The following is a 22,398-nucleotide window of genomic DNA, read 5'->3' on the forward strand; positions in this document are numbered from 1 at the left end:
GGACGGGGTGCTTCAGCGAGAAATAGAAGGATAATATATAGCGTGAAACATAAATTCTATATTTTCAAAAAAATATACAAGGAGTCAGAAACCATGAACAACAAATTAATCTCCGCAGAAGACGCCGTTAAGAAGGTCAAAGACGGAGACACGGTGATGGTCGGCGGTTTTCTGGCCGGAGGCCATCCGGAACAGTTGGTGCGTGCGCTTGTCGAGACCCATTCCGCCGGTAATCTCTCGATTATTTCCAATGATACTGGCACCACAGAATTATCTATATATAAGCTTGTAAATAGCGGCAGAGTCAAGCGGATTTATGCATCCTATATCGGCTCCAATCCGGAAACGGGAAGACTCCTTATGACCAAAGAAGCTGAGGTAAACCTCTTCCCGCAAGGCACATTAGCTGAAAAAATACGTGCAGGAGGAGCAGGCTTGGGCGGTGTTTTAACACCTGTAGGTGTAGGTACCATTGTAGAGGAAGGCAAAAGGAAAATTGATATTGACGGAAAGGAATATCTGCTCGAACTGCCGCTCAAAGCGGACGTGGCGCTAATCAGAGCCCATAAGGCAGATGAAGCGGGCAATCTTGTGATCAACGGCTCCTCACGCAACTTCAATTTCGTTATGGCTACGGCGGCAGATTATGTAGTTGCCCAGACAGACGAATATGTAAAGCTCGGGGAGATTGATCCCAATCATGTCAACGTACCCGGAATATTTATCGACGCCATTGTAAAGGTAGGGGATATGCATGAATAACCGAGAATTCATTGTGAGAAGAATCGCCCAGGAATTCAAAGACGGCGATGTGGTCAACCTGGGTGTCGGCATGCCTACCATGGCAGTAAACTATATTCCCGATAATGTTCATATTATGCTGCAGGCTGAGAACGGAATCCTTGGTGTTGGCCCCAAAGCCACAAAGGAACAAGAAAATATCGATTGTATTGATTCTGGCGGAAGTTATGTTACAACAATGGCAGGAGCTTGCTATTTTGACAGTGCGCTTTCATTCTCCATCATCCGTGGAGGGCATGTGGACATCACCGTCTTGGGTGCCTTGGAGGTTGATGAGAACGGCAACCTTGCAAGCTGGATGATTCCAGGAAAAAAAGTGCCGGGCATGGGGGGAGCTATGGATTTGGTGGTCGGGGCCAAGCGTGTCATTGTAGCCATGGACCATGTGAACAAAGATGGGGAACCGAAAATATTAGAACATTGCAAGCTTCCCCTGACTGCTGTAAATGTTGTGCAAACCATTGTAACCGAAATGGCTGTCATCGATGTGATTCCGGGCACAGGGCTGATGCTGAAGGAAATTGCGCCGGGTCTGTCGGTGGAAGACGTTCAAAAGGCAACCAGGGCAAAGTTGTTGATCTCGCCAAACTTGAAGGCCATTGCCGTTTAAGCAAAAAGGTAACCTACGGTATTTGGCTAATTCCAAACACCACCGTCCCCAAAAAACCAGCCCGCCCTCCCAATCTGGGGAAGCGGGCTGGTTGGTCTTGGGTTAATGCGTATCCTTGGGCTTGTCATGCTCCTCGTCAAGAAACGGCTTGTTCACATAGTAATACATTACACCCATCAATACACCGCCGCCAATCAGATTCCCAATGGTGACAGGCACCAGATTGTGCACCACACCGCCCCAAGAAATCGTACCGGGATGATCGAGCACCAGTGCAATCGCAAAGGTACACATGTTAGCTATGCTGTGTTCATATCCGGAAATAAAGAAGCAGAATACGAACAGGACCATGGCGAACATTTTAGCCCCGTCGCTTTTCATTGACATCGGAACAAAAAACGCCAGACAGACCAGCCAGTTACACAGAATCGCGCGGAAGAACAGCTGCATTGCCGGGGCTTCCATCTTGTGGGCCACCACATTCAACAGGAATCCGTTCACACTGGAGTCATAGAACAATCCTGTCAAAAAAATCAGCAGCGCAAAGGCCGTGGCCCCGAGAATATTGCCGATGTAGCTGATGACCCACATCCGCACCACCTCGGTCCACTGCATCTTGCGTCTTAAGGCAGCATACGTGTAATAAAATGTATCCCCGGTGAACAAATCGCCTCCGCCGTAGGAGATCAGGATGATGGCTGCGCCGAACGTAATCGCAGCCATCGGATAGGTCATCGGTGATTGCTCCATGTAGAAAAAGTTGCCCGTCTTGAAGGCTACAATTACGCCGAATCCGATAAACATACTAGCCAGCATTGCTCTGGCGATATAACGCAAAATGCTTTGCTGATAAATCTTCTGTTTCTTCAGCGCCAATTTCTCAACCTGCAGCAGTGCCTCGTTCTCCATATGACCTCCGCTTAATGCTTGTATTTTCCGCGATGATGGCAGGCTGATACAGCCCCCTAGGGTATTATACCCAATAAACCGCTGGAAATTGCTTGAATCACGGAGCGTCAATATATTACAAATTTTATTTAGTGAGAATCCGTTGCCGCTGTGCTAGCTGCCGTCATCCGGATCATTCAGCTTGGCAATGGCTTCCGCCTTTTCGCTGCTGGCTACGACAATAAGCACAAATATCAGGCATCCCAGAATCATCCGCAGTTCCTCACTTCCTCCATACGTTGCCTTAGTGACAACTTATGTAGGGTAGTACTCTATTATGAATGAATCTTAAGCTGCTGATATCCGAGGCTTAACCGCTATGCGCAAAAAAAGCCTGCTGAACCATCCAGCAGGCTAGAACGAAATAGCTGTTTATCTATACTCGGACAAGGTGTCAGTTCAAGAAGCTGCTCAGCTCGCTATCGCTGCCGGCTTGCTTCAGCACTTGCGGCTGCGAGGCTTCGTTCAGCCCGAGACGGTTGTTCAGCTGCGTGTTGATTGTCGTCATTTTGGACGTATAATCCTGGCAGCTTTCGATAATCCGGCGGTTGGACTGCTCGGAGGTATCCAAGGCACTGAGCAGATCGCCGATGGCCTGATTCACTGCCTCCAGCGACATGGAAGGCTTGGACAGCAGCTCTGTCGTCTTCTCAGTCGTGGTGCGCAGCAGACGCGCATTCTCCTTGAACTGGTCCTCAATCGTCTTGTTCGTCGCTTCCACGGCGGAAATGACATTTTCCTGATCGGCCAGGGACATTGCAATCATCGCGGATACGGTGATCAGATTTGACGTCTTGTCAATCGCATTGTTGACCGAATCAATCAGCTTATCATTGTTGTCATTGATGATGTCCGTGGCGGCAATAGCCTGATTATAAAGCAGAATCATCTCGGTCATGGACTGGATCCGCACCATGACCTTGCGCAGACCGCGCTCCAGATAAGCCTTGCGGAATTCATTCTCCGGTTTGGCGATTTCCACCTCGAACAGCTCCTTCAGCTTGTTGCCAAAGGCAATCTTGGTCTGCAGGTTGTAGATTTCGTCCATGGAGGTGCGTTTCAGCTGCCGCATGTTGACAATGCTCTCTTCAAGCGTATCACGTCCGTCCCGCAGGCCGGTCACGATGGCATCGATATTTGTGCGTACGGACTGATATTTGTAGACATAATTCTTGAGCGGACTCTTGCGCAGCATTTTGCCGAAAAAGCTGACATTTTTGCTCTGCTGCAGATTCTCACATTCATTACGCAGCTTCATAATCATATTCGGCACTTCGACGCGTTTGCCGGACATCAGATCATTGACCGGGCGATCCAGCAGTTTCAGGGTTTGTCCCGCTTTTTCCTGCGTCTTCACCCCAAGCTTGCCGATATCATCCATTAAGGAATCCAGTGCAACGGTATCGGTCTTGGCTACCTTCTCAATTAATTGGGAAGCTTCTGCAACTACCTTCTGCTCATCTTCTTTTTTGAGCTCTATCAACTGCGTGGACATGGGTTTCCCTCCTATAATTCGGAACTGCTGTACCGCTGATGAATCAGTTCCGCCTTGGTCTGAAGTTCCATCAGGTCTTTATGCTCGATCGTAGAGGCAATCTCCGTAATTTTAGAATCAACATCCCGCAGACCGTTCAGCAGCATTCTCCGATTTTTCGTTTTGGCCTCACCGCCAAGCCGCAGGAAAGGATTGATGACCCCGTTCAGGTCCTTCAGCACCAATCTGCGAACCGTGTGGTTGATCTCACCGTTGCCGAGCTCCTGAAGCAGCGGAATGATCCGCAGGAGCCTGGCGATCAGTGCCAATGATTTCTCGACAATTTCATTGTCGAGCGTATCCTTCTGACCCTCCGAAATAATCATATCCTCCAAAATGCTGAGATACTCCACCACCGGAGCGAATTCCGCTCCGATCCTGACCTCAGCCTGTCCTCTGCCGGACAAGGAATGTGGTGCACCGGTTTCCGATCCTGCGGGAGCAGCCCGGATCACTTCAGGACTGCCCGCAGCAGAAGCGGGGGCGATCGCTGCCGGCTCCTGCCCGGCCGGAAGTATCTCCGCCGGCAGGTTGGTTCGTGTGCGCTTGCCTCCAAGCAGCCCGATGGCAGCTCCGGCAACCGGGAACAGCAGAGAGAGCAGCTCTGGCAGGAAAGCGCTCGTCAGCAGAGCCACAACATAGCCGGCTCCTGCATACAACAATACTTTTGATTTCGAATAAATTGTCATCACCTCTTGCGAGCGTGTGAAATCACACTCAATTCACGGGATCCGTAATAGCGGATTCATCGTGTATTCTCATGATCATAGGCTGCTCTATATGGCTGGCCAGTATATCACCGGCAAACCCGGCAGGCTGAACCTCGCCGCCCAGCGCGCTTTTAACCGCCAGATAAGGGAAGTTTATACCAGTCAGACAAGAAACATGCAGCCCGCCGGACATCCGGGGGTTAATCTCCAACAGCTTGGGAACTCCGCCGCCGTATTTCATTTGTATATTGTAATTATAAGGGATCTTATAGGTTTCGGCGACACGCTTCGCAATATTCTCAAGTTCGGGAATATGCTCCATAACCCGCAGCCGCCCGTTGTCCTTGCGGCGCGGCACGGCGGAAAGCAGACTGCCGTTCTCGTCCGCCAGACAGTCGATACTGTACTCGTACCCTTCGAGAAGCTCCATAACCATCAGGGCAGGAAACGAGTCTACTCCGGAAAGGACGCGGTATGCCTCATCAAACGAAATATGCTGCGTCACATAACCGAAGAGCTCCTCTATAGGGCTGCGGCTGTTATTAATGATACGGAAGCCAAGCCCGCCTTCCGTCTCGGTAGGCTTAAAGCAGACCTCATGCCCTTTGGCCACAAGATCCTCGTAAGCCGCCTTGAATTGTTCCGCTGTATCAACAACATGATAATCGGGAATTTCCATTATTCCGCTATCCTTAACTTTGTTATAGAACTTGCCTTTATCCAAAATCATCTCCAGCAGCTCCAAATCGCGGCAGACCAGCACTTTCGTGCCGACGGCATCAAACATTGCAGCATGTAGGGCGATATCCATCATATGCAGACGCGGGATGAAGATATCAATCTCATTGCGGCGGCAGAAATCTACACAGAACTGCACGTATTCGATCCCTTCCAGAGCAGGTTCAGTTCCTGCAACGTCAGCGCCTTGCAGCGACATATGCCGGATATCGGAGTGGGTAGCAAAGATTTGAACAGGAATGCCGTCCTCATTATTCCGTATGAGATTCATATAATGAAAAGCCACGGAGAACCAGCGGTTGAAATAAATATTTACCTTTTTCATTGCGGCCCAACTCCCAATGTCGTTAGATTGTTATAAATCTTCTGAACATACTGCATAATTTCTTCCCCGGCATGGACGCCCGACAGCTCTGTAAAGGGATAGTTCAATTCTACTAGAGTGGCCTGCTGCTCGGCAAATATTTCCCCATGCCTCGGGGCAATGGCATAATCCGCGCTCTCCAGCAGACATTTGTCCAGCAGGGAATCCCCCGAAGCAACCATCGGCTCCGAATGAACCGTGCGGCGCACATGAACAATCGCATCGCTTTTGTTCACAGCCTCCGGCACTACATACAGCTTGCGGCCCTGCAGAGAAACCTTCCAGCCCAACCCAAGCAGACGTTCTGCCAGATGGTTAATCTCATCCAGAGGCAGGAGACCGCGGTACACCATAAATGTATAGAACAGCTCATCGCAATACCGTTCGTTGATAATCCATTCCGGACGCACCACCGATCGTACAAGCTTTCCCACTTCTTCAGCGGCAGCTGAATTGCGTTCCACCAGCCTGCCGATCAATGCCCGCCACTGCTGATCTACCACTCCGCGAACAAGAATGTTGCCACCGTTGCTGGTGACGGCATAATCCGGAATAATCGTCTCCTGGAACAGGTTGATCCGCTTATACTCCGCAATGGTCCGCGTAGTCACCGGCATGAAGATGATACTTGCGGTGAGCTCCTTCAAGCGTTGCAGTGCTGCGTGTGAAATATAGGAGACCGTTTTGCCGTCAATAATTTCAGCCGGCACCAATCCCGGTGAATCCTCTGGAACAAGCAGCGCGCCCAGGGAATAGATCAGGGTACGGTCTAAATCGCTGGCGTAAATCAATCGCTTTCCCCTCCTTTCAGCGGCTGGATAATTCCGCAGCAGGAATAGGTAAGCCCGGGATACACTTCTACCGGAACCCCCCGCTCCTCCGCCAACAGCAGAATGTGGCGCAGATTCGGGTTATCCATAGTATCGACAAGAATTTTCCAGGGTACTCTGCGCAGCAGCACACGCGTCGTCTCTCCCACGCCCGGCTTGACCAGATTGATGTTATCAATGCCGAACGTCTCCTGAATACTCTGGACATCACGCATTCCCTGCCAGGTAATCTCCGGCGGCGCTTTCAGCATGCCTGCAGCTATTGCCGCAGCATCCGCGGTTATGGAAGCGAAATGGGGTGTGATCGCTTCGATAAACACATTGGAGAGGTCACTGTCCAGCCATTCCCTATAGAACTTCGCACCATGGAACTCCTGCGGGCCGATCAGATCCTCTCGCAGCACCGTACGGCTTATGAGTCCTGACACCGTCGAATTCAAGCAGGCGCTTGGGATCAGATAATCCTCCCTGGTCCCGAAAGTCTGCGAACAGCTTCCCGGATCCGCAAGTACAGCCAGATCGTCATTCAGCGCAATCCCGAATTTCTTATAGAAATCGGCACAGGATTCAGTAAGCACTTGGGTGATTGCGCCTTTGCCCGTCCAGCCGTCAATAAACTGCAGATTGGCATCCATACCATGCTGCTGCAGCATGTAGAGAATTGCGTTCTCATCCATGCCTTTGCCGCGGATAATTGAGATGCTGTAATGCGGCAGATCCACGCCGTACCGTTCGGCAATATAGCGTTTAATCAGTACGCCAATCGGCGTTCCCGCTCTGGCCAAGGAGACCAGCACCATATGGTCTGTCCCCCGCCGGGATACGATCAGCTCGGAGACAACCGCAACCGCCTGCGCAACCTTTACCGCAGAGTGCCGGAGTGTCTCCAGAAACAATGCAATATACGGCTCCGTCGGCTGGTATTCCACAGGAAGCATCTCCGAATAGCTCACCCCGGACTGAATGGCTTTCTCCCGCTCCGCCGTACCCAGCTCCAGGGATACATTACTGAGATCCTTAAGCAGAAAACGAACATCCGATGGAGGATAGCTGCCGAGCGGAACCGGAGGGGCTATTCTTTTGCTCATGATCGTTTCTCCGCTATCCGTTCCCTTCATCAGCGGGCACCTCCACTTCCAGTTCAGGACCCAGTACAATCAGATGCACCTTGTTGCCGGCCAGCCCCTTCAAAATATCCATCATCGGCTCAATCCGAATATGAGGTACATCACGCTCCAGCAGCACAAAAATATCCCCATATTGGCCGGGGTCCACATTGTAGATATAATTCGTAATCCCCGTGTCTGTAGCCGATGGATAAGCAGCTGCGCTATGCACGCCATAATCCGGCCGGCGATCCGGATGAATCGGGCTGCGGGTGGATGACTGATAGGCAACCCCTTCCCCCATTTCGGCCGCAATCCGCATAGGCAGATACATAAATTCACCGACACCCATCACCAGGGCAGAGGGGCTCTCGCGCAGTTCGCGAAGCTGCGCTGCCACCTGTGCTGCACCCTTGTCGATCCAGACATTATCCTCCGAGCTAAGACCGAAGCGGCCGCTAAGCTTCAGATACGGCGAAGTGTTGATTTCCCCGCGCGAGTCGGTAGAGCTTACTGCCAGCCGCTCCAATCCGTCACGGATATACGTAATCATAACAGGCGCCTCACGGGCAGGCTTCGCCTGTCCTTTACCAACTTCTGCATCCAGCACAGGCGTCCCCTTCACTTCAATACAACCCTGCAGCAGAGACAACGCCTTAATCTGAATCCCGAGCTCCTGCTCCAGATCACGGTAAGCCTGAATATGCCCTTCGCTTCTCCAATCCAGCAGGGAGGCTACTACGTATTCCTTGCGCGGGAACTTGGACTGGATATCCCTGATCGTGTTGATCGCCGTATTGCCGGTCGTAATCTCGTCATCTACGAGTACAATCGGCTCTTCTCCAGATAACAGGGCAGCGTCCAGGGCATAACAGAGATGGTCAACTGCATGAGAATGCTCTTCTTCAAAGCTGATAATTGACGCCATCTCCGGAATGTCTTCACGGGTGGTATGAATATATGACGCGCCTCCGGCAAAAATGTTGTACATGCTATGACCCAGCGCAGTAGCAGTCTCGGCAAAACCTACAAAAACGACCGGCCGCGGAAGCACCAGCTGCGCGGCCAGCAGCTCGTGATAGGCTTCCTCTGCATGGAGAGGATGAATAAGTCCGTGAACCGCCGCATCCAGCAGCTTGTCCATCTGCTCATTGCCGGCAGCTCCGCCGTTCATTTCCCGGTATAAAAGCAGCCCCAGCGCTGCTCCGCTGAGCAGTGGAGTATAGGGCATTACCGGAATATGCTTGCCGAGCACCTTGCTGACAAAGAGAAAGGAACGCTTTTTATTGATCCGTGCAGCCATGGAGAATAAAGCTTCAACCGGCATATCAAAGGGGTTGGATGTTTCGGTTACCGTAACTTGCAGGTTCTGGACGATATTAAACGTGTGTATATTCGTTCTCGGGCAGTAATCCGACAAAATGCTGTTGTTCATGTAACACCCCGTATACTTGAGATCGTAGTAAAATACGTCTTGCCCAGTTCAAATGCGGCTTAATTTCATTCATTTTGTTATAGTATTCGCTCTTGAACACTCCACGGCTGCCATCATTGCTCTCTACAATGCTGAGTGCATCCACATATTCCTCATGCATCACCGTATACAAGGCCTGCACCGGTCTTAGATGGGAAGGATGGATAATCGTCTTGCCGACAATCCCGTTTTCTTTATCCAAAATCACTTCACGGATCAACCCGTCCATGGCGCTGGAAATATAATTGTTGCGCATCTCCCGGCCCTCCCGGCCGAAGGTATCCTCAAAGGGGGTCTGCCGCAGCTGCGGGCGGAGCACCCGGTGTCCTTTGCTGGAGAAATACTCCCAGACCGGTCCTGAAATGACATAACCTTCTTCCACCCGGCCGAACACATTAATAATATCCGACATGCAGTCGCGGATGGGCGTTAGATCATAGATGCTTATGTCCAGGCTGCGGCGCAATCCGAACAGACTGGAGAAATCGGTCGCTCCGATCCGGACATTCAGCACATAATCACGGTAATCGCCAAGCAAGTTGCGGATGGCCAGCAGGCTGGCTATCCGGCTCTCCCGGTAAATAATCGGGGCGCTCTCCAGAATCGGCATGCCATACAGCACAGGGGCCAGATAACTGCGTGAACTGTTATAATCGGCAATCGCCTCAAAGTACTCCACGCCATTGTCCACTGAGAACTTGGGAAAGACAAACCCGGTAAGCATGGTGATAAGCGCTCCCAGCCGGAAAATCAGCTGCTGCAGCTGTTCCGGATTGCGGACGCGGATAAATAGCAGGGGAAGACTATTTCCGGGGTCAGACTCATTCTCGGCATAAGCCGACAGAAAAGAAAGATGCCTTACCACTGACTCTTCAGCGTAATCAACCTCTCCATCGCCTATCGCATCCTCCAGATCAATAATGACCGTCACCAGTCCCGAAGCTCTGAGCTTCAAAATATCTTCAGCCACAGAGGACCGGGTAGCCGGCATATAGAGAGCGGCCCCAACCGCATAAGCCAGCAGTTCCTTGCTTGTAGTATGATTAAATGAAACAGGCGGAGAGTAGAATAATGACGTTTCTTGTTCTTGTGTCAGGTAATCGAAGTATCTCAAAGGCCTTCCCCCTTATAGTTTTGCAAAGCGGAGCAAAACAAATAGCCTCTCCTTATAGAGAGCTGCAGAACCGGCTATGCCGTCCTCTCGGGGACGGCTTCCGGCTCTCTCAAATACAAGCAAAGGCCATGCTATTCCATATACGATTACCCGGGATAAAAGGGAGTCACACCTTCCCTGTGATGGTCCTCTTTATCCTATGAAACCTTAAAATTACGCGTTTCTGTTCATTTCTTTCTTTTTCTTTCCGGAACTGTACAGAATGGTTCCCACAAAGACCGCAATCAGAATGGTGAAGAAAATGAAATGCGGCATTTCAAATCCGAATGCTCCAGCAAGCATTTTGCCTGCAATCAGGGCAATCAACAGGAACGCTGTCTGCTCCAGTTCAGGGAACTTGGCAATGAGCTTCAGGAACACCTGTGCCACACCACGCATCATCAGCACGCCTAGGATACCGCCCAAGAAAAGTACCCAGACTTTGTCGCTCAGACCAAAGGCGGCTACCACACTGTCGATACTGAACGCAATATCCATCAATTCAACCAGCAGTACAGTTTTCCAGAAAGAGGTGCCTTTATGTTCTTTCCCTTCTTCACCTTCACCGGGTTCATTGCGCTTGAATAATCCTTTATAAGCGATATAAAAGAGATATAATGCCCCAAGGACTTTGACGAGCGTAAATTTAATCAGGAATGTCCCTAATCCAATCGCCAGGAATCTAAAGAGGTAAGCTCCCAGAATCCCGTAAAACAACGCCTTCTTCTGCTGTTCTTTCGGCAAATGCTTAACCATTACCGCAAGCACAAGCGCATTATCTGCCGATAGCAGCCCTTCGAGCAAAATCAAGCTCCCGATAATCCCCCAGCTGACCGGGTCAGAGAGCGTTCCTACAATGTCGCTCCAAGAGAAAAAGTGCCCATAATTCTCGCTGATACTTCTAAAAAAATCACTGAACCAATCCATTTTGCTTGCGCCTCCGGAAAAATTAAATTATTTACTGCCTGCTACCCAGCGCAGTCCCCAGCCATAGGCCTGATCCATCTCCTGATGGCCGCTGAAATATTGCACAAGCCGTTCAATGCTGAATGTATCGCCTACGTTCCGGATTAATGCAATAGCGCACATGCCTTTCCGGTTGTTATGCTCGTCCAGATTCACAATAATCTCCGGACCCCCAGCCTGAGTGATGGTGACGACTCCATCGGCTTCAGACCAGTGCGTAACCCCCTTGTAAATAAATGAAAAGATTAAAACTCGTTCTATTTCCGCAAGCTTACTTCCGTTTATACGCAAGTTCTCGCCGGATGTTACGGTGCCTGTCCGGTCATCGCCATCGAGCACCACATAAGGCGGCTGCTGAAGATTGCCGAAAGCATTGCCCAGCGCTTGAACGACTCCTTTACGGCCATTCTTCAACTCGTACAGGCAAGCGAGATCCAAATCCACGCCCCCTTTACGGCTGAATAACCCTCCGCCTTGCTTCTGATTCCAATTCAGATTGATGAGCACTTCTCCAAGACCGGCAGCTGATTTCTTCAAATTTATGGAATCGCCCTTTTTCTTCAGCTCAATCTTCTTGAGGTTGAGATTCAGAGGTGGCGCAGAAACCTCTTCAATCCTGGGTGGTGCAGGCGGTACAGCCGCCGGGATACTCCGGGATTCTTGCACGGGAGGTACGGTTGGCCGAACCAATTCCGGCGCAGAACCTTTCTGCGGTTCACGGAGTTCAGGAACCGGATCATCTTCGACATCAATTCCATAGTTAGCGCACAAGGCTTTAAGTCCGCCGTTAAATCCAGCCACAATAGCACTGAATTTCCACTCACCGCTATATCTATATAATTCTCCTACTACAACAGCTGTTTCCACAGAGAAATGATTTTCAAGATTACAGCGCAAAATCTCTATACCCGTCGCCCGATCCAGAATCCGGCAATGGGCCTCGCTCATCTGCCCGAACATTTGATTGCGGTTTTCGCCATCGTACAGTGTAATTGCAAATGCAATCCTCATCGTCTGAGCAGGAATGATATCCAGCTCGATTTCAAAGTGTTTAAGACCGCTTGATTTGGTACCGGCTACATCCTTATCCTTATATCTGATGTATGCCGTAGATGGATTGTTATAAAAGATCAGATCTTCATTGCTGCACACTTTGGCTTGTTCTCCAAGCAAAAATGCAGAGGCATCAATTTCCATAGAGGACGGAGCCTGCCAGCCAATCTCCACGATAATAGAGCGAAGCCCGGGATTTGCTTTGGTCAGGTCTGCCTTCTGGCCTTTAACCACTTCAATATTCATTCTTAAGCCACCTTTGTAAATGGATAAGAGTATAAAAAGGGCAGGATCGATGAGATCCCGCCTTTCAAGCCTTTGAAGCTGTTATTGCGCGTCCAGTCCATAGTTTCTGCATAGAGCACTTAGGCCGCCGGCAAATCCGCTTCCAATCGCCTGGAATTTCCAATCGGCACCATGCCGGTAGAATTCACAGAATACAACAGCTGTCTCCGTTGAGAAATCTTCACCCAAATCATATCGCAGCACTTCGCGATCGCTGGAAGCATCCACGACACGAACAAATGCATTGGACACCTGTCCAAAGTTCTGTGCCCGTGCATCACAATCATAGATCGTTACCGTGATCCCGATACGCTGAATATGGGCAGGAACCTTGCTGAAATCAACAATGATCTGCTCGTCATCCCCGTCGCCTTCTCCTGTACGGTTATCCCCCGAATAGGTTAAAGAGCCTGCACCGCCGGTTGGATTATTGTAGAATACAAAGTCGTCCGCACCTTTAGCTTTGCCGTCTTCATGCAGCAGGAACGCTGAAGCATCCAGGTCAAAATCCTTGCCGCCACTGTATTTGTTCGTATCCCAGCCGAGTCCCACCACTACCTTCGTCAGACCCGGATTGGTCTTGGTAAGATCAATCCGTTGTCCTTTAGAAAGACTGATCGTCACTGGCATCAACCCTCTTTCGTGAATGGTTTCATCTAAGGTCTAGATGTCTAGGTTGGCTGCAGCAAATTTTATTGCAGTCCGTAATCGCGCGTCAGACCGGCAAGACCGTCTTTGTAGCCTGCGCCGATAGCATTAAATTTCCACTCTGCTCCGTGACGGTACAGTTCACCAACCACCACGCCCGTTTCAACGGAGAAATCTTCACCAAGGTCGAAGCGGATCAGTTCTTCATTGTTTTCCTCGTTGATGATACGCACATAAGAACGTGATACTTGTCCAAAGTTCTGGCTTCTGGACTCCGCTTCATAGATGGTAATGGTAAAAGCAACCTTATCAACATCAGCAGGGATGTTCTTCAGATCCACTTCAATCACTTCATCATCGCCATCACCTTCACCGGTACGGTTATCGCCGGCATGAACAACGGAAGCATTCTCATTCTGCTTATTGTTGAAGAAGATGAAGTTGCTTTCTTTCCCAACTTTACCTGCGGCATCTGTCAGAAAAACGGAAACGTCGAGGTCGAAATCCTTGCCGCCATCGTATTTGTTGGTATCCCAACCGAGGCCGACTTTGATTTTGGACAATCCCGGATTACTTTTAGTCAAATCGATCTTTTGCCCTTTGGATAAATTAATTGCCATAGTTATTAAACCTTCTTTCCGAAATTAGATTTAAATGTATCGTTCAGCCAATTGATTGATATGTGCCGCATGGGCACCTTCACCGATTGCGGCAAACTTCCATTCTTCGCCGTGCCGGTAAAGCTCTCCACAGATCAGCGCCGTAAAGCCTGTGTAATTGTCGGTCAGATTAAACCGGATCAGCTCGGCATTTCCGGCAGCATTGATAATGCGGATATACGCCGATTTGATCATGCCGAAATCCTGCTTGCGGTTCACGGCATCATAAATGTTAACTACTACAAGGACCTTGTGCACATCGGAAGGGATCGCCTTCAGATTGACATTGATTTGCTCATCGTCTCCGTCACCATCACCCGTCAGGTTATCCCCGGAATGAACAACGGAATTGTTAGGATTCTGCTTGTTGTGAAAGCATACCAAATTCATCTTGCTGGTCAGCTTACCATTCTCGTTCAGCAGCAGCGCCGAAGCGTCGCAGTCCACATTCGCCTGTTTCTTCGCACCGAAGAACCCGCGGGCAGGTTCGGCAGGGTCCCAGCCCAAACCTACAATAACGTTAGCCAGCCCGGCATTTCCTTTAGTTAAATCAATCTTCTGTCCTTTTACCAAATTAATTCCAGCCAACTTTACGTACCTCCGTTTCCGAAAAGAATCACAGCCTGTAAGTCTAGCATTCTTGGTTGTTATACCACTCATACGGTAAAAAACCCAATCCGTTTCATCCGATTAGTGGATATTTGTTCCTGTTTTAGAGACTGAATTCGCTTGGACTAAGTCCCAGTACACTGCAGATATTCCGCACAACCGCTTTCTCATGCTCATCAAAATCACCGTCTGCTGCACCGATAGCCGAACATACACCAACAATTACGCGTCCAACCTCCGGCTTGCTGCTGAATTTAGCAATAGCTTTGAGTGCTTCCTGTTTGCCGATTTCCGGGGAAAATTCAAAATTGCTTACGTAGAAATTGAACTGGGCAATGACATCTCTCATGTCAAACACTTTGAGTTCATTGCTGAGATTCATATACCCCGCCATTTTGTTCTTTTCGGTTTCTTCAATCTTGCCATCAGCCGCCGCAACCAGCGCGCAGCCTGCAACTACCGCGTTCATGAAATCTTTATTTTTAAATTTCTTAACTTGTTCGGTTAACCCGCTCTTTGTTGTATTCAACCAATTTTTAAATGTGCTCATCGTATTCTCCTTCTATCATTATAGAGTATGATAAATAAAGATATCCCAGAGCCTCCTCTCCTTCTATTCGACAGATATTCTTAGTATTTGTCGATCCGTAAGTTTACTATTCTAATATAACCGATAAAAAAACAATATTCTAGTTTGCCACAATTTCACAGTACTTTCGACAAAAATTCCTTAGTTCGTTCATGTGAAGGATTGCCAAACAACTGCTCCGGAATACCCTCCTCAACAACAACGCCCTGTTCCATAAAAAGTACACGATCGCCTACTTCGCGCGCAAAGCCCATCTCATGCGTGACTACAACCATAGTCATACCCTCGCGGGCCAAATCCTTCATTACCGCCAGCACCTCACCGACCATCTCCGGGTCCAGCGCCGATGTCGGCTCATCGAAAAGCATGATCTTCGGCTCCATCGCCAGCGCCCGGGCAATTGCGACCCGCTGGGCCTGCCCGCCCGACAGGGATGCCGGATACATTTCCGCCTTCTCGCTTAAGCCGACCTTTCGCAGCAGTTCCAGCGCTTTCTGCCGCGCTTTGTCCTCAGGCCATTTACGGACCTGCATCGGGGCCAGCATAATGTTCTCAATGACCTTCTTGTGCGGAAACAGATTAAATTGCTGAAACACCATGCCAACCTCTGTACGGATATCGTTAATTCTTGTACTTTTGGCCATCAAGGAAGTTCCTTCAATGATAACATCGCCCTCTTGCGGCTCCTCCAGCAGATTAAGACAGCGTAAAAAGGTCGATTTTCCCGAACCCGAAGGCCCGATAACCACCACAACCTCCCGGCCGTGGATATCCACGTTAATATCGGCCAGCACCTGATGGGCACCGAATGATTTATGTAAATGTCGCACTGAAATAATAGGCTCCATATAAGGTTACACCTTCCGTTCAATATAATTGAGCAGCTTGCTGAGTGAATAGGTAAGAAGGAAATAGATAAAGGCAGCGGTCAAATAAGGCTCCCATATCCGCAAGTATTGGCCTTTCATCGTATTGCTCCAGTACATAATCTCCGGTGCGGCAATAAGCGCAAGCAAGGAGGAATCCTTGACCAGGACAATAAATTCATTCCCGAACGCCGGAACCATCCGTTTGATCGCCTGCGGCAGAATGATAAAACGCATCGCCTGCCATTTACTCATTCCAAGCGACAACGCGGCTTCCCGCTGTCCAGGATCAATCGACTGGATACCGGCACGAAAAATCTCGGCGGAATAGGCGGCAGAATTCAACGAAAGTGCGACAAATGAGGTCATCAGGACGTTGGTCGTGCCGTACAAAAGTGGAATTACCCCAAAATGCACGATCAGGATCTGTACATACAGCGGTGTGCCGCGAAAGAAGTTAATATAGGAATGGAACGGCCAGCGAAAATACCATTTCGGAGCCATTTTGCCGAAGCCTATCCCCAAGCCCAGGATCGAGCCGCAAAGGATAGATACAATAGATACTCCAATTGTGAATAGCGTTCCCTTCAGTAAGACCGGCAAATAATGAACGATGATGTCGAATCTGAAGTCCATAGAATTCTTCCCTTCTCTTCTGCTCTAATTTTTAAAAAAAGAAGCATGCGCAATAGCAATCATTACGCACGCTTTATTGTTCCTGCTTGCTTACTCCGCGCTAAGAAGTGTGGCTGTATCCGGTTCTTCCCCGAACCAGGTTTTGTAGATCTCGGCATACTTCCCGTTCTCAATAACAGCTTTGATTGCCGGATCCAGTTTGGCTTTCCACTCACTGCCCTTAGGATACAGAATGCCGTAATATTCGGAACCAAAGTTCTCCTTATCGAGGATGCCCGTTACTTTCTCTTTCGGATTGTTCTTAATGTATTCATTCACGATGGCGATATCAGCCACCACCGCGTCGGCTCCGCCGCCTTTCAGTTCCATCAGCGCTACTGCATTGCTGTCAAAACGTCTCAGGTTGGCGTTGTCGACACCCATAATCCCGCTCATCAGATCATCGGCCGTTGTAGCCCCTTGTACCGCTACGGTTTTATCTTTCAGGTCCAGCGCATTCTTAATATCACTGCCCTCTTTAACCATAATCATATTAGTGGATTCAAAGTAGGGGATAGAGTAGTCATAGGTTTCCTTGCGTTCGTCCGTAATGGATACCGAGGATAGACCTGCCTGATATTCCGTGCCCTGTTTCACACTGGAAAGCATTGTGTCCCATCCCGTATTCGTCACTGTATAATCGATACCCGCTTCTTCCATAACCGCCTTGATGAAATCAATGTCAAAGCCCTTGATCGTATCCGTATCCATATACTCCATTGGTGCGTAGCTGGCGTCACTTGCGAATTTGATCGGCTCTCCTGCCGCATCTCCGCTTTTGGCGTTATTGTTGGAACCACAGCCCACCATAGACAAGACCAAAAATGCCGCCAAAGCTGACATTGCCCACTTTTTTCTGATCCCCATTTTCCAATCCCCCACTCATTTTGTAAAATACTTAAGGAGATTTTAACAGATCACAGTGGTGATGACAATTAACTTTTCTCATTTATGTAATGTTTTATAACATCAAATCCATAGATTGTAACATCCATTGTTAAAAACAGTCCTCATATCTGCCATGAACATGCCATAAAAGCAAAAAAAGACACGGCCAAGAGATCATGATTCTCCCTGGCAGTGCCTTCTTATTTCATGTTATATACTTCTGTTCGATGGTTCCTTAAAAGGTTAAGTCCCCATCATACGAAGATATCATTCTGTACAGCTCCGGACGGCGGTCACGGAAAATGCCCCACTCTATCCGGCCCACTTCCAAAGCATCCAGATCAAATTCGCTGACCAGTACCGTCTGCTCATCCCGCCCGGCTTCAACGATTTTGTTGCCCTGCGGGCCGGCAATGAACGAGGAGCCGTAGAAGTTAATGCTGGAATCCTCGTCAATTTCCTCGCCGATCCGGTTGGAGGCCACGACAGGAATCAGATTCGCCGCCGCATGGCCCAACATGCAGGCCTGCCAGTGATCCTTGGAATCAATGGATCCGTCCTGCGGTTCCGAACCGATGGCTGTAGGATAGAACAGAATCTCCGCGCCCATTAGACTCATGACTCTGGCGGCTTCCGGGTACCACTGGTCCCAGCAGACGCCGACACCGATCTTGGCATAGCGGGTATTCCATACCTTAAACCCGGTATCCCCCGGATTGAAATAGAATTTCTCTTCATAGCCGGGACCGTCAGGAATATGGCTCTTGCGGTATTTGCCCAGCACCGTGCCGTCGGCATCAATTACCGCCAGCGAGTTGTAACGGGCATAGTTCTTTTTCTCGTAGAAACTGATCGGCAGCACGACTTGCAGCTCTTTGGCTACAGCCTTGAAATGATTCACTGCTTTATTCTGCTCAAGCTCAGTGGCGTAGACGTAATAATCAGATTTCTCCTTCTGGCAGAAATACGGGGTTTCAAACAGCTCCTGCAGCAAAATAATCTGTGCGCCTTGAGCCGCCGCTTCTCTGACCAGACTGTCAGCCTTGCGAATATTCTCATCAATGTCGCCGGAACAGCTCATTTGTGTAGCGGCTACTTTTACTTTTCTCATGATTCTGTCCTCCCTAGCGAGTAAGTTATTTTGTGGCAGGCATCTGCTGGGTCGTGCAGTGTACGTTTCCGCCTTCGCCGATGACCGCCATACCGTTCACCGTACGGATTCTACGGTCCGGGAACAAGGCAGCCAGACTCTGCTCCGCCAGCTTATCCGTCTCGGAAGCCGTCCCGCCGAATACCGGCAGTATAATGCCGCCGTTGACGAAATAGAAATTCAAATAGCTAAGCGTCAGGCGGCTGTCCTCATAGTCCACGCGTGGCGGCTGCTGAATCTGGATAATCTCCAGCTTCCGGCCTTTGGCATCCACCGCATTCTCCAGAATACGGAGATTCTCCTGAGTGATGCCGAAGTTCTCATCCTGCGGGTCGTCGCAGACCTGAATGATGACTTTGCCCGGAGCGGCGAAGCAGGCAATATTATCTACATGGCCGTCAGTCTCGTCACCGCTGAGGCCTCGCTTCAGCCAGATGATCGACTCGGTGCCGGTATATTTCCGTACATATTCCTCAATGTCTGCCCGGTCCAGCTCCGGATTGCGGTTCGTGTTCAGCAGACATTCCTCCGTGGTGATCAGTGTGCCTTCACCATCAGTATGGATAGAGCCGCCTTCCATTACCAGCGGTGCGTCAAAACGTTTCATCTTCAGCTGCTCCAGAATTTGCGGAGCCACCTCATCATCCAGATCCCACGGCGAATATTTGCCGCCCCAGGCGTTAAATTTCCAGTTCACACCGGCGAGCACGCCGTCTTTACCCAGAACAAACGTCGGCCCGTTATCACGCAGCCAGGCGTCATTATGCCGGATCGGCAGCATCGTTACATTCGCCCCGAGTTCTAGTTCCTCTACCATCCCCAGATCGTCCGGATTGACAACCACGGTAACCGGCTCGAACTCAGCGATGGCACGGATGATTCCGGCATAACCGTCACAAACGGATTTATGGTTGTCCGGAAAAACCATGGACGCCTTAACCGGCCAGGAGATGAAGGTCCGCTCATGCTTGCCCCATTCCGCCGGCATTGTATAGTTCAAATCTTTAGGATACATTTGTTGTTTACCTCTGCTGTTTATATTTGAAGCGGGAAGATCCCTGAAAGCTCCTTACCCATCATACAATAAACCGTCATTACGCTCAATGCCGCGCAGAATAAGGTCACCCTACAGTTTGATATGCTTAACGACGTTGCCCGTAAAATCTTTAACCGTGAACTCGCCGTTCTCAATAATACCGTAGGAATTCGGGTTATTCTCTTTGGGCAGCGAGATGGAGCCTGGATTCAGCACATAGATGCCTTCTTTTATACCGGCTACCGGCAGATGGGTATGTCCTTGGATAAATACATCCCCTTCAGCAAGTGCAGGCAAATGCTCAATGCTGAAGCCATGCCCGTGAGTAGCATAGATCTTCCGGCCTTCGTGGAGAATCAGTACATAATCCCCCATCATCGGGAACTCCAGCAGCATCTGATCGACCTCTGCATCGCAGTTGCCTCTAACAGCCACCAGAGATTTCCCGTACGCGTTAAGCTTCGTTGCGACTCCCTGGGGATTATAACCGTCCGGCAGCGGATTTCTCGGACCGTGATATAAGAAGTCCCCCAGAATCACTAGCGTATGCGGCTGCTCCTCTTCTACTTTTGCCAAAGCCTGCTCCAGCCAAAATAACGATCCGTGAATATCAGAAATAAACATCAGCTTCATCGTATAATCTCCCTCTCTGTTCAATCCGTTTAAATAGCTTATCTTTTATCTTAACTTTCCTTGGCCCCGGAACGCAAAGCGGACGCCCCGCCGGGACGTCCACATGAAACACCTATCCAAGATATACTTAAGGCAAATTGGAGGCTCCTGTCAGGAAGCGGTCGACTTCGCGCGCAGCCTGGCGGCCTTCATTAATCGCCCAGACTACAAGACTCTGGCCGCGGCGGATGTCTCCTGCGGCAAATACACCCTCGACATTGGTCGCCTGCGCACCGAATTCCGCTTTGGCGTTGGAGCGTTCATCACGTTCTATCCCAAGCTCATTCAGCACCGTTTCTTCCGGACCGGTGAAACCCAGCGCCAGCAGCACCAGCTGCGCCTTAATTACCTCTTCGCTGCCCGGAACTTCTACCGGAACCATCCGGCCCTGCTCATTGCGCGTCCATTCGATGCGCACCGTGTGCAGCTCCTGCACATGTCCGCCGTCATCCCCGGCAAAACGTTTCGTGGAAACGAGGTAACGGCGCGGATCTTCCTTATACAAGGCAGCGGCTTCCTGCTGGCCGTAGTCCACTTTGAGTACCTTTGGCCATTCCGGCCAAGGATTGTTGGATTGGCGGGTCAATGGAGACTGTGGCATAATTTCCAGCTGGATGACACTGCGGCAGCCGTGCCGGATCGAGGTAGCTACACAGTCGGTGCCGGTGTCTCCGCCCCCGATCACAACAACATCCTTGCCGGCCGCAGACAAATATTCACCGTCAGCCAAATCAGAGTCAAGCAGGCTCTTTGTATTCAGCGTCAGAAATTCCATCGCCTGATGGATTCCCCGAAGCTCGCGGCCTTCCAGCGGAAGATCACGGGCTTGTGTCGAGCCGCCGCAGAGCACTACAGCATCATTATCTTCTTTGAGCTGCGAAGCAGCAATGTCTCTGCCGATTTCGGTCCGGGTTACAAAGGTAATGCCTTCCGCCGCCAGCAAATCCACCCGACGCTGCACGGTTTTCTTATCCAGCTTCATGTTTGGAATGCCGTAGGTCAGCAGACCTCCGATCCGGTCAGCCCGTTCATATACAGTTACGCTATGGCCTGCTTTGTTAAGCTGTGCGGCACAGGCAAGGCCGGCCGGTCCGGAGCCGACTACGGCTACCTTTTTGCCCGTACGGGTCAAAGGCGGCTCGGGAACAATCCAGCCCTCGGCGAATCCTCTATCTACAATCGACTTTTCAATGGATTTAATCGTTACGGGATTACCATGAAGGCCCACGGTACAAGCACCTTCACAAGGAGCCGGACACACGCGTCCTGTAAATTCAGGAAAGTTATTGGTCTTGTGCAGCCGTTTCAGCGCAACTTCCCAATTGCCGCGGTAGACCATGTCATTCCATTCCGGAATGAGATTATGCAGCGGACAGCCGGAGGCCATCCCGGACAGCAGGCGTCCCACATGGCAGAATGGTGTTCCGCAATCCATGCAGCGCGCTCCCTGCTCCCGCAGCTTCTCCTCTTCCAGGGGCACCGAAAATTCATTCCAGTTCTTAATCCGTTCTAAAGGCTCACACTCCGCAGGAGTCTGCCGCTGATATTCCAAAAATCCGGTTGTTTTACCCATTCCTGTCATCCTCCGAGTCTCTCTAATTGACCGCCGAAAACTTCAGGGGCGGCATGTTGCCCATTCGGCTCCAAAAAGGCAGTTACGCTCTGTCACCGACTGATCATTTGTCACTGTAAAGCAGCAAAGCAAAAAACTGCGAGGAGGCCAAGTTCTCCCTCCTTCACAGGTCCTGCCAGGTACTGTCGTGGATTGAAATGCCTTAATATTATCATTGTTCCACTATACCCTAAATGAGCAATGTCACTTTTTTAAATAAAATTCCGGAGAATGGGCAGAGCTGGCTGAAAGCGTTATTTCACCTTAATCATTTTATACACAGCATTTAATACTTCCAGCAAAATCGCTGTAACCGGGAAGATCACCCAGTTGATGTCCCAGCGTTCAAAAATAAATCCGCTAATCAGAAAACAGCCGGTAGCCAGCGGCCAAGCGATGGCTGCGATAGAGCTCTTGAAGCG

General features: G+C 50.0%; 23 protein-coding genes. 2 read left to right on the forward strand and 21 right to left on the reverse strand.

The annotated features are described in order from the left end of the window. Nucleotides 1-93 precede the first annotated feature (93 nt). The gene (locus AC3WT9_RS24600; protein ID WP_341377083.1) at nt 94-762 is read left to right on the forward strand and encodes a CoA transferase subunit A; all 669 of its coding nucleotides are present in this window, start codon (nt 94-96) and stop codon (nt 760-762) included. After that, the gene (locus AC3WT9_RS24605; protein ID WP_341089352.1) at nt 755-1,411 is read left to right on the forward strand and encodes a 3-oxoacid CoA-transferase subunit B; all 657 of its coding nucleotides are present in this window, start codon (nt 755-757) and stop codon (nt 1,409-1,411) included. Before AC3WT9_RS24600 ends, AC3WT9_RS24605 begins: the two co-directional genes overlap by 8 nt. Nucleotides 1,412-1,513: 102 nt before the next feature. Here the strand turns inward: AC3WT9_RS24605 and AC3WT9_RS24610 are convergent, their stop codons facing one another. From AC3WT9_RS24610 to AC3WT9_RS24710, 21 genes are all read right to left on the reverse strand, one after another. Next, the gene (locus tag AC3WT9_RS24610) at nt 1,514-2,320 is read right to left on the reverse strand and encodes a formate/nitrite transporter family protein (protein WP_341089351.1); all 807 of its coding nucleotides are present in this window, start codon (nt 2,318-2,320) and stop codon (nt 1,514-1,516) included. Nucleotides 2,321-2,753: 433 nt separating this feature from the next. Then, nucleotides 2,754-3,854, reverse strand: coding sequence for a toxic anion resistance protein (locus tag AC3WT9_RS24615; RefSeq protein WP_341377082.1), 1,101 nt, complete (start codon nt 3,852-3,854; stop codon nt 2,754-2,756). A gap of 11 nt (nt 3,855-3,865) precedes the next feature. After that, entirely contained in the window at nt 3,866-4,576 is a 711-nt protein-coding gene (locus tag AC3WT9_RS24620; protein ID WP_341097521.1) for a hypothetical protein, read from the reverse strand. A gap of 34 nt (nt 4,577-4,610) precedes the next feature. After that, nucleotides 4,611-5,666, reverse strand: coding sequence for an ATP-grasp domain-containing protein (locus AC3WT9_RS24625; RefSeq protein ID WP_341089349.1), 1,056 nt, complete (start codon nt 5,664-5,666; stop codon nt 4,611-4,613). After that, nucleotides 5,663-6,496: an HAD family hydrolase gene (locus tag AC3WT9_RS24630; protein ID WP_341089347.1), complete on the reverse strand. Its 834-nt coding sequence runs from the start codon at nt 6,494-6,496 to the stop codon at nt 5,663-5,665. The genes AC3WT9_RS24625 and AC3WT9_RS24630 overlap by 4 nt, the downstream gene beginning before the upstream one ends. After that, on the reverse strand, nt 6,493-7,653 hold the full coding sequence (locus AC3WT9_RS24635; RefSeq protein WP_492407991.1) for a cysteine protease StiP family protein: 1,161 nt from the start codon (nt 7,651-7,653) through the stop codon (nt 6,493-6,495). The genes AC3WT9_RS24630 and AC3WT9_RS24635 overlap by 4 nt, the downstream gene beginning before the upstream one ends. Then, nucleotides 7,637-8,944: a phosphoribosyltransferase family protein gene (locus AC3WT9_RS24640; RefSeq protein ID WP_341380312.1), complete on the reverse strand. Its 1,308-nt coding sequence runs from the start codon at nt 8,942-8,944 to the stop codon at nt 7,637-7,639. The genes AC3WT9_RS24635 and AC3WT9_RS24640 overlap by 17 nt, the downstream gene beginning before the upstream one ends. A gap of 76 nt (nt 8,945-9,020) precedes the next feature. After that, entirely contained in the window at nt 9,021-10,229 is a 1,209-nt protein-coding gene (locus AC3WT9_RS24645; protein ID WP_341089344.1) for an HpcH/HpaI aldolase/citrate lyase family protein, read from the reverse strand. A 213-nt stretch (nt 10,230-10,442) separates the two neighbouring features. After that, entirely contained in the window at nt 10,443-11,195 is a 753-nt protein-coding gene (locus AC3WT9_RS24650) for a TerC family protein (protein WP_341089342.1), read from the reverse strand. Between the two features lie 27 nt (nt 11,196-11,222). Further along, the gene (locus AC3WT9_RS24655; protein WP_341377078.1) at nt 11,223-12,533 is read right to left on the reverse strand and encodes a TerD family protein; all 1,311 of its coding nucleotides are present in this window, start codon (nt 12,531-12,533) and stop codon (nt 11,223-11,225) included. 81 nt (nt 12,534-12,614) lie between these two features. Then, complete coding sequence (locus AC3WT9_RS24660) at nt 12,615-13,196, reverse strand: TerD family protein (protein ID WP_341089339.1); 582 nt, start codon at nt 13,194-13,196, stop codon at nt 12,615-12,617. Nucleotides 13,197-13,264: 68 nt separating this feature from the next. Beyond that, nucleotides 13,265-13,840 (reverse strand): TerD family protein, encoded by a 576-nt coding sequence (locus tag AC3WT9_RS24665; protein WP_341089338.1) that lies wholly within the window; start codon nt 13,838-13,840, stop codon nt 13,265-13,267. A 30-nt stretch (nt 13,841-13,870) separates the two neighbouring features. Then, complete coding sequence (locus tag AC3WT9_RS24670; RefSeq protein WP_341089337.1) at nt 13,871-14,467, reverse strand: TerD family protein; 597 nt, start codon at nt 14,465-14,467, stop codon at nt 13,871-13,873. Nucleotides 14,468-14,591: 124 nt separating this feature from the next. Beyond that, nucleotides 14,592-15,038, reverse strand: coding sequence for a tellurite resistance TerB family protein (locus AC3WT9_RS24675; RefSeq protein WP_038585038.1), 447 nt, complete (start codon nt 15,036-15,038; stop codon nt 14,592-14,594). 155 nt (nt 15,039-15,193) lie between these two features. Then, on the reverse strand, nt 15,194-15,916 hold the full coding sequence (locus tag AC3WT9_RS24680; protein ID WP_341097518.1) for an amino acid ABC transporter ATP-binding protein: 723 nt from the start codon (nt 15,914-15,916) through the stop codon (nt 15,194-15,196). A 15-nt stretch (nt 15,917-15,931) separates the two neighbouring features. After that, the gene (locus tag AC3WT9_RS24685) at nt 15,932-16,579 is read right to left on the reverse strand and encodes an amino acid ABC transporter permease (RefSeq protein WP_341089336.1); all 648 of its coding nucleotides are present in this window, start codon (nt 16,577-16,579) and stop codon (nt 15,932-15,934) included. Nucleotides 16,580-16,669: 90 nt separating this feature from the next. Beyond that, nucleotides 16,670-17,485 carry a transporter substrate-binding domain-containing protein gene (locus AC3WT9_RS24690; RefSeq protein WP_341089334.1) on the reverse strand — a complete coding sequence of 272 codons (816 nt, stop codon included), beginning with the start codon at nt 17,483-17,485 and terminating at the stop codon, nt 16,670-16,672. 256 nt (nt 17,486-17,741) lie between these two features. After that, nucleotides 17,742-18,617 (reverse strand): N-carbamoylputrescine amidase, encoded by an 876-nt coding sequence (aguB, locus tag AC3WT9_RS24695; RefSeq protein WP_341089332.1) that lies wholly within the window; start codon nt 18,615-18,617, stop codon nt 17,742-17,744. A 25-nt stretch (nt 18,618-18,642) separates the two neighbouring features. Beyond that, the gene (locus AC3WT9_RS24700; RefSeq protein ID WP_341377076.1) at nt 18,643-19,671 is read right to left on the reverse strand and encodes an agmatine deiminase family protein; all 1,029 of its coding nucleotides are present in this window, start codon (nt 19,669-19,671) and stop codon (nt 18,643-18,645) included. Nucleotides 19,672-19,782: 111 nt separating this feature from the next. Continuing rightward, nucleotides 19,783-20,325 carry a phosphodiesterase gene (gene yfcE, locus AC3WT9_RS24705; protein WP_341089330.1) on the reverse strand — a complete coding sequence of 181 codons (543 nt, stop codon included), beginning with the start codon at nt 20,323-20,325 and terminating at the stop codon, nt 19,783-19,785. Between the two features lie 127 nt (nt 20,326-20,452). Then, nucleotides 20,453-21,937, reverse strand: a complete 1,485-nt coding sequence (locus AC3WT9_RS24710) for a glutamate synthase subunit beta (protein ID WP_341089329.1) — start codon at nt 21,935-21,937, stop codon at nt 20,453-20,455. Nucleotides 21,938-22,398 lie beyond the last annotated feature (461 nt).

The organism is Paenibacillus sp. EB106-06-01-XG199 (genome assembly GCF_058791575.1).

Excerpts from the sequence above, each read along its gene's own strand:
- AC3WT9_RS24600 (WP_341377083.1), top strand. The coding sequence starts at position 94 with ATGAACAACAAATTAATCTCCGCAGAAGACGCCGTTAAGAAGGTCAAA.
- AC3WT9_RS24605 (WP_341089352.1), top strand. The coding sequence starts at position 755 with ATGAATAACCGAGAATTCATTGTGAGAAGAATCGCCCAGGAATTCAAA.
- AC3WT9_RS24610 (WP_341089351.1), bottom strand. The coding sequence starts at position 2,320 with ATGGAGAACGAGGCACTGCTGCAGGTTGAGAAATTGGCGCTGAAGAAA.
- AC3WT9_RS24615 (WP_341377082.1), bottom strand. The coding sequence starts at position 3,854 with ATGTCCACGCAGTTGATAGAGCTCAAAAAAGAAGATGAGCAGAAGGTA.
- AC3WT9_RS24625 (WP_341089349.1), bottom strand. The coding sequence starts at position 5,666 with ATGAAAAAGGTAAATATTTATTTCAACCGCTGGTTCTCCGTGGCTTTT.
- AC3WT9_RS24635 (WP_492407991.1), bottom strand. The coding sequence starts at position 7,653 with ATGAAGGGAACGGATAGCGGAGAAACGATCATGAGCAAAAGAATAGCC.
- AC3WT9_RS24640 (WP_341380312.1), bottom strand. The coding sequence starts at position 8,944 with ATGGCTGCACGGATCAATAAAAAGCGTTCCTTTCTCTTTGTCAGCAAG.
- AC3WT9_RS24650 (WP_341089342.1), bottom strand. The coding sequence starts at position 11,195 with ATGGATTGGTTCAGTGATTTTTTTAGAAGTATCAGCGAGAATTATGGG.
- AC3WT9_RS24655 (WP_341377078.1), bottom strand. The coding sequence starts at position 12,533 with ATGAATATTGAAGTGGTTAAAGGCCAGAAGGCAGACCTGACCAAAGCA.
- AC3WT9_RS24665 (WP_341089338.1), bottom strand. The coding sequence starts at position 13,840 with ATGGCAATTAATTTATCCAAAGGGCAAAAGATCGATTTGACTAAAAGT.
- AC3WT9_RS24675 (WP_038585038.1), bottom strand. The coding sequence starts at position 15,038 with ATGAGCACATTTAAAAATTGGTTGAATACAACAAAGAGCGGGTTAACC.
- AC3WT9_RS24685 (WP_341089336.1), bottom strand. The coding sequence starts at position 16,579 with ATGGACTTCAGATTCGACATCATCGTTCATTATTTGCCGGTCTTACTG.
- AC3WT9_RS24690 (WP_341089334.1), bottom strand. The coding sequence starts at position 17,485 with ATGGGGATCAGAAAAAAGTGGGCAATGTCAGCTTTGGCGGCATTTTTG.
- aguB (WP_341089332.1), bottom strand. The coding sequence starts at position 18,617 with ATGAGAAAAGTAAAAGTAGCCGCTACACAAATGAGCTGTTCCGGCGAC.
- AC3WT9_RS24700 (WP_341377076.1), bottom strand. The coding sequence starts at position 19,671 with ATGTATCCTAAAGATTTGAACTATACAATGCCGGCGGAATGGGGCAAG.
- yfcE (WP_341089330.1), bottom strand. The coding sequence starts at position 20,325 with ATGAAGCTGATGTTTATTTCTGATATTCACGGATCGTTATTTTGGCTG.
- AC3WT9_RS24710 (WP_341089329.1), bottom strand. The coding sequence starts at position 21,937 with ATGGGTAAAACAACCGGATTTTTGGAATATCAGCGGCAGACTCCTGCG.